Here is a 7,091-nt window from a genome sequence, read left to right as displayed (position 1 = left end):
CACAGATCCGAGGTCCATCGGGCCTCGTCAAAGTCATCACGAGGTCCTGTGCCCAGCGTATCCGCGTCCACCGACGCCGTCACCCAGACCCGCTTCACGAAGCGCCCGAAGTGCCGCGCCTGCCCCAAGAAGCTCGTGATCATCCCGGGCAAGGAGCCCAAGGTCTACTGCTCCGACGCCTGCCGGAAACGTGCCGCGCGGGACCCGAAAATGTCCGGAGTTGGGACCCCTGTTTCCGCAGGTCAGACCCCGTTTTCGGGCGCGGAACCGCTCCTGGGTAAAGGGTTGACAGAGTTTTCCGAGAGCGCGGACCCGACCGCCGTCCCTGAGGTGGCGACCTCCCGCCGTGACGGGAAGGTGCCCGCCCCGGTCCGCCGCTGGCAGGGCCGGAAGGTGCTCAACCGGGTCTCCGGGATCGGCGCGTGCGCGGGCTGCGGGGTCCGGGTCCTGGACCCCGACACGGGCGTGATCCACGCCCGGTCCACCAAGGGCTACGCGGTCACGATCGGCCTGGTCCGCTGCGGGCGGATCTGGTTCTGCCCGGAGTGCTCGGCGGCGATCCGCCGTGGCCGGACCGAGGAGCTGATGACCGCAGCCCTCCGCCACCTCGCCGCCGGCGGGACGCTGGCCGTTGTCACGCTGACCGCCCGGCACAACCACACGACCAAGCTGGCCGACCTCTCCGACGCGCTGTGGGGCGCCCCGATGGTCGGCGCGGACGGCGCCCCGGTGCTCGACAAGTCCGGCAAGGCCCGGCGGGTGCCCGGGGCCTACCAGCGGATGCTGACCGACCCGGCGTTCTACGGGCGGCCCGAGGCGGTCAACCGCTGGACCCGCAAGGACGGCACGGAGTGCGCCTCGGTCCGCCCGGCCGAGGACGGCATCCGCCACCGGATCGGCTACCTGGGCATGGCCCGGGCCTCGGAGGTCACCCGCAGCCAGAAGAACGGCTGGCACCCGCACATGGGCTGCCTGGCCTTCCTGGGCGCCACGGTCGAGGGCACCCCGGCCAACGGCACCGTGGTCAAGGACGGCTACTTCGAGCCGACCGAGGAGGACCTGACCGAGTGGGAGGACTGGCTGCGGGCTGACTGGGCGGAGACGCTGCGGCAGGCCGACCCGAAGTTCAAGCCGTCCACCGAGTGCAACGAGGTCGGCTGCAAGTGCCGGGGCAAGGGCCACGGCGTGATGATCCAGATCATCAAGTCGCCGGACGCGAAGGCGCTGATCGAGTACCTGACCAAGGTGCAGGACGGCAAGCCCGAGTCGGACCGGCCTTCGGCGGACGACGTGCGGGCGGACCTGGACGCGTCCAAGGGGGCCGCGCTGGAGACCGCCAACGCGACCTCGAAGACCGGCCGGGGCCGGAAGTCCATGACGCCGTTCCAGATGCTCTACCGGCTGTGGGACATCGAGGTGGCCGGGCGTGACCCGCGCCTGGCCGAGGGCTACGGCAAGGTCGCCCAGCTGCGGGCGTGGTGGGCGGAGTACGAGGCGGCGATGGCCGGACGGCGGGCGATCGAGTGGACCCGCGGCTTGCGCCGGCACCTCGGGATGACCGGTGACGACTCCGAGGAACGCGACCTGCAGTACGTCTACGAGTCGCAGAAGCCGGGCGACCTGACCGGCGGCGTCATCATGACGCCCGACGCCCACGCGACCGTGACCAACGCCGACGCCGAGATGGACGTGAAGGCGATCGTGGAGGCCGAGGCGTACGACTCGGCGGCCGACCTGGTGGCCGGGCTCGGCGGGCGCCGCAGCCACGTCCGGGTGGCCACCGGCAAGGAGCTGGCCGAGACGCAGGAAGCGCTGTACGCCCGGGTGCTCGCCCGCCGCGAGGAACTCGACCGGCAGGCCAAGGACGCCGACCGCGACGCCAACCGGGCCGAGGCCAAGCACGAGCGGCAGCGGCAGCGGCAGGACGCCGAACGCCAGCGCGCGAAGCTCGACGCCCACACCACCGAGCGGGACGCCTTCCTCGCCGCCGTCCGGGCCAACAACGCCGCCCGGCAGGACGAGATCGAGGCTGCGATGGCGCGCGTCCGGGGCACGGCCTGACGCTGCCCGGACCTGGCCCCGACCGCCCTCGGTCGGGGCCTTCGTCGTGCGCGGGGCGGGCCGTAAGCCCGGCTTGCGCGATAGCTTGCTCCGCCCCCGGAAGGACTCCTCAGCCCACAACTTGCTCCGCCTGGTGGCCCGCGAACTGTGCCCAGTTCGCACTACCTCGCTCCGCCGTTTCGGCGGGCGGTTCATGATCCGTATCGGCAGATACCTGGGTGCTGTGGCGGACGGTTTCGAGCGCGCTTCGGCGGGGTGCCGGCGCCTGGGTCACTCGAAGTGCATGAGGTGTGACCGACTCGGGCGGGTCGGTTCCGGTGGGTCGTGATGCATAGGAGTGGGGTGGTCCATCGGGTCGGTGACGTAAGGGTGTGAGGAGTTCGATCGGTCGGGTTCGGCTTGCTCCTGGTGGTGCTCGTCGTCCTGGTGCTCGTCGTCGTGCAGCTGCTCGTCGGTACGTGAAGTTCGAGACGTGCGGTACGTGACTCGGTGGTCGTCGGCGAGTCAGGCCGGGCTGGATTCGGGTCGCCAGGAGTCGGCCGGGTTGGCAGCCGCGGAAAGGCCGGCACCCGGGTGGACCCTCATGACCGTGGCGGCACGCGGGGCACCCGCACGAGGTGCCGGCCTTTGCGCGCTCGACCGGCCATCGTCCGTGACACCAAGGCGGGGTCCGTGGCGGGACTCCCCGGTGGGCGGCAGCGCGGTGGTGGCCGCGCCGTCGCGGGCCCCCGTCCTGCTTCCCAGTCGGTTGCGATCCGCTGGCGGTCGGAACGGGGGTCCGTGGCGGGGTGGCAGGGTTCGGATGCCGTCCGCTGGGGAGTCCCGCCACACGGGCCGCGCCCACCCCGACGCACGCTGCACCCTCGATCTGGCCCCCCGACTCCCCGGAGGTGGCCGGGGGGTCCGGCGGGGCGGAGCCCCCCGGGTGTTCTGACCGGTACTCACGCTCCTTCCGGCGGCAGGGGCCGGGTGAGCCGGGGCGGAGACAGGAGGCGGCCCGGGCCGGGCCGCCGGGCTTGATCCAGTAGAGAAACTTTGAACACGCCCCGCCGGTTGTCCCACCCGTGGGACAGTGATCGCCCCCACGGGGCCGAGGAAGGCCGTAACGGGGTCTCTGGCGGACTTTCAGGAGTCGGCCGGACCGAAGGGCCCGGAACGCACCCGAGGGCCGTACAACGCCCATGACGGGGTTTTAGCCCAACCGGTGGTCAATCTCGGCAATGGGCTTGCGTATCCGACAGTGAGTGTCCACTATGGACACATGCCGCCCGCACTGGGCAGCAGATGACCGATGGAGGCACGTTGTGACCCGCACCCCCGAACAGATCCGCGCGGAGGCTGTCGCCGCGCTCACCGAGCCGGGGGCCGAGCGCCTGGCGCTCATGTCCCGCGTCGCGGAGGTGGACGAGATCCTCCGCCCGCTGGTCCGGCAGGCGGTCGCGGCGGGGGTGCCGAAGACCCGGGTTCGGGAGCTGACCGGGCTCGCCCGGGGCACCATCGGCACCTGGTCCGAGGAGGACTGACGAACCACCAGGTTTCGGGCGTTTCGGGCCAACCGGACGTTTCGGGCCAACCGGGCGCCCCTCGCGCGCGTACGCGTAGGGCCCCCTCCGACCGGTTTCCGGGGAAACCGTGGAAACCGGAAACCCGCAGGTCAACCGCCTGCGGTCACAAAAGTGGGCGACACCCCCGCGTAGAGGTGCCGCCCGTGCCCACCGACCCTCGCGAAAGGAACATCGTGGACAGGAAGCAAGCTTGGCGGGTCACCTCCCGCTACGCCAAAACCGCCGCCGAGTGGACGGCCGAGAAGGGCCGTTGGACGGCCGAGAACTGGCGCGAGGAGGCGGACCGGAGGAAGGGTCTCCGCCGCGAACTCAAGCCGCTCGTGACCGACGCCAAGCGGGCCGTGGCGGTCGCCCGCAGGCTCGACCCGGAGAAGAAGCAGGCCGCCACCCACCGGGCGGAGCGCGAGCTGCGCGAGGCTCAGCGGGCGGTGCCGGACACGCTGCTGTGGCTGGCGACCAAGGTGACCGCCGGTCTCGCGGTGCTCGCGTGGTGGGGCCTGCCCAAGGTGCCGGCCGACGTGTGGCGGTGGACGGCGGTCGCGGCCGTCGCGGCTGCGGTCGGCGGGGTGGGCTGGCTCGCGTACCAGATCGCGCGGTACGTGGAGCCCGAGCCTGGGTTGGAGCCGACCGCCGAGGAGGCCCAGCTGCTCGCCCGGCTCCAGCCGGAGCACTGGCGCGAGCACTGCGAGGGCCGTGGCCTGGCCGGGACGCTGACCGGCCGTCCGGAACTCACGCTCTCGGGCGTGGTCGCGGACGTGCGGCTCGAAGGCACGTGGACGGCGGGCAAGCTCCGCCAGGCCGAGGAGCACGTCCGCGCGCTGCTCGGCTGCCGGACCGCGCTGCGGATGGAGATCCGGGCGGGCGACCGGGGCGGCTGGGCCCGGCTGATCCTGCGCACGCGGTCGGCTGCCGACGGCATCGTGCTGACCGGCTGGAAGCCCGGCGACCCGTGGGGCATCGACACGGTGACGGGCGATCTGGTCCATGTCCCGCTGGGGCGCCGGATGCTGATCGCGGGCACCTCGGGGGCCGGGAAGTCGTGGTCCACGCGGCCGGTGCTGGCCGAGGCGTCCGAGACGGCGGAGAACCGCCTGGTGGTCATCGACCCCAAGCGGGTCGAGGCGATCAACTGGCAGCACCGCGCCCGCACGGCCATCACGCCGGACGAGGTGCTCGACGTCTCGGACGAGCTGGTCGAGGAGATGCACGAGCGCCTGGCCCTGGTCCCGCGCGGTCGGGACACGATCGAGATCAGCCCGGAGCGGCCCCGCCTCACGGTGTTCGTGGACGAGGGCGCCGAGGTGATCGCCATGAGCAAGGGCAACTACGCCCGGACCATGGAGAACTTCCGGACCATCGCGCGGATGGCGCGTGCGGCGGAGATCATCCTGCTGTGGGCCACGCAGAAGCCGACCATGGACAAGAACGGCGGCATCGACCCGCAGATCAGCGCCCAGATCACCTACCGCGCGGCGCTCGCGCTCAGCACGTCCGGCGAGGCCCGCGTCGTGTTCGGCGAGGACGCCACCGAGAAGGGCTGGCACGCCCACGACTTGGAGATGCCCGGGTTCGCGATGCTCCGTCACGGGCCCAAGGCCAAGCCGCACCCGATCAAGACCCGCGCGTTCTCCCCGGCCGACGTGATCGCCCTGCCGGACCGGCCGGTCTGGTCGCGGTACGAGGAGCCCGCCGCCCCGGCCCGCCCGGCGCTCACCCTGGTGAAGTCCGGCCCGGTCGAGGACGACGACGACTCGGTGTACGTCGGCCCGACGCCGGTCGCCGTTCCGCCGGTGCCGGCCGAACCGCCGACCATCCCGGCCACGTTCGTGACGGGTCCGGTCCGGCCGGTGCCCGCGCCGATCCCGGCTCCGGCCGCCCCGGCCGACAAGGCGCCCGCGGTTGATGCCCCGCCGCCGGACAGCGCGGACGGGAAGGTCCTGGCCGCGCTCGTGGCGGCCGGTGGTCCGGTCCAGCAGAAGGCCGTCGTGGAGACAACCGGCCTGCCTAAGGGCACGGTGTCCAAGGCCGTGAAGCGGCTGACCGACGCCGGGTTCGCCGTCCGCACGGACGAGGGCATCGCCGCCGCCAAGACCGCCGGGGAGGTGTCGGCGTGATGAGGACCCCGAAGATCTCCGGCGCCGCCGCTCCCGCCGCCGCGATGACGGCCGTCTCGATGGCGCTGACCCTGGCCGTCGTCGTGATGTGGCTCGGCCCGGTCATGCCGGTGCTCGTCGCCCTGGTCGTCGGGCTCGGCATCGACGGCGGGTGGCTCGCCGCCCACGCCTACGAACGGCGCCTGGCCCGCCAGGGCGACCACTCCACGGCCGTGACGCTGATCGGCTGGGGCTTCGGCCTGGTGGCCGTCGTCGTCCTGGTCGCCCACGCCGCCACGGTCGACAAGGGCGGCGCCGGATGGCTGGCCGTCTCCTGGCTGCCGATCGGCGCGAAGCTCTTGTGGGTGATCCACGGGCTCTGGGAGCGCACGGCGTTGACGCCCAAGGCACTCCGGGAGATCCACGAGATCCGGCAGTCTGCCCGTGACGGCGCCGCCGTCTCCCGGGCCTGGCTGACCGCCCAGGCCGTCACCGAGGAGACCCGCCTCACCGCCGTGACGGCGGCCGGGGCGAGGGTCGCCAAGGTCCAGGCGAAGACCGCCCGCAAGCTCTCCGAGGCGTGGACCGGGCTCGCTGAGGCCCGCGACAAGGACGGCGCCGCCAACGCGCTGACCAGTGTGTCTGTGCCCGTCACGCCCGGCGTCACGGCCGTCACGCCCCGGTGGGACCTGCCGGTGTGGACCCCGATCGAGGCGGTCCGCCCGCAGTCCGCCGGCGTTCTCGCCCCGGCCCCGGCCGGGGAGGACCTGGACGCGATCGTGGCCCGGCTGATCGCCGAGACCGACCCGCCGCGCTCCTACCGGTCGATGGCCGCCCGTTTCCGCGAGGAGGGCCACAAGGCCAGCGAGTCCGCCCTGCGCGACGCCTGGCGCCGCGTCACCGGAACCGCCGAACAGGCCGCCTGAGCCACCCGCCCGCCGGGCGCCCGCCGAAAGGCCGGCGCCCGGCCCACCCGGAGGAGAATCCCGACCATGACCGACCACAACCCGGCCTACACCGACACCAAGGGCCGCACCACCGCCGACCGGATCGACGCCATCCAGCGCGGCGGGGGCCCGATCACCGCCCAGCAGCGCAAGGACGCCCGGCTCCTGCTGGAGAGCGTGCTGCTGGCCATCGGCCTGCACGGCTTCACCATCGATGACGCCGACTGGGTGTCCGACCTGCCCGGGGCCTGCGTGGACCTGGTGCTCCACAAGGCCCACCGCGAGGGCACCCGCTGACACACCAAAGGCGCCCCGCCGGAAACCCCGGCGGGGCGCCTTGACGTACGGCAAGATCACCCTAGGAACGGCAGAAGCCCGGGCATCTCACCTCCCGGGCTCCCAAGTTGCCGGACCTACGTCTCCCA

General features: G+C 72.8%; 5 protein-coding genes. All 5 read left to right on the top strand.

What is annotated here, in order from left to right; all coding sequences use genetic code 11:
- Positions 1–285 precede the first annotated feature (285 nt).
- A complete protein-coding gene (locus ACFY2K_RS43320; RefSeq protein ID WP_387718627.1) occupies positions 286–2,061 on the top strand; it encodes a replication protein in 1,776 nt (591 codons plus the stop codon).
- 1,304 nt (positions 2,062–3,365) lie between these two features.
- Entirely contained in the window at positions 3,366–3,584 is a 219-nt protein-coding gene (locus ACFY2K_RS43315; protein WP_387718624.1) for a hypothetical protein, read from the top strand.
- A gap of 215 nt (positions 3,585–3,799) precedes the next feature.
- Positions 3,800–5,740, top strand: a complete 1,941-nt coding sequence (locus tag ACFY2K_RS43310) for a MarR family transcriptional regulator (RefSeq protein WP_387718622.1) — start codon at positions 3,800–3,802, stop codon at positions 5,738–5,740.
- Positions 5,740–6,645 carry a protein spdB gene (locus tag ACFY2K_RS43305; RefSeq protein WP_387718619.1) on the top strand — a complete coding sequence of 302 codons (906 nt, stop codon included), beginning with the start codon at positions 5,740–5,742 and terminating at the stop codon, positions 6,643–6,645. Before ACFY2K_RS43310 ends, ACFY2K_RS43305 begins: the two co-directional genes overlap by 1 nt.
- A 66-nt stretch (positions 6,646–6,711) precedes the next feature.
- On the top strand, positions 6,712–6,963 hold the full coding sequence (locus tag ACFY2K_RS43300) for a hypothetical protein (protein WP_387718616.1): 252 nt from the start codon (positions 6,712–6,714) through the stop codon (positions 6,961–6,963).
- Positions 6,964–7,091: the final 128 nt, after the last annotated feature.

Origin of the sequence: Kitasatospora sp. NPDC001309, assembly GCF_042896295.1 — a bacterium.
GTDB lineage: Bacteria > Actinomycetota > Actinomycetes > Streptomycetales > Streptomycetaceae > Kitasatospora.
This window is presented reverse-complemented; position numbering and strand designations above follow the sequence as displayed.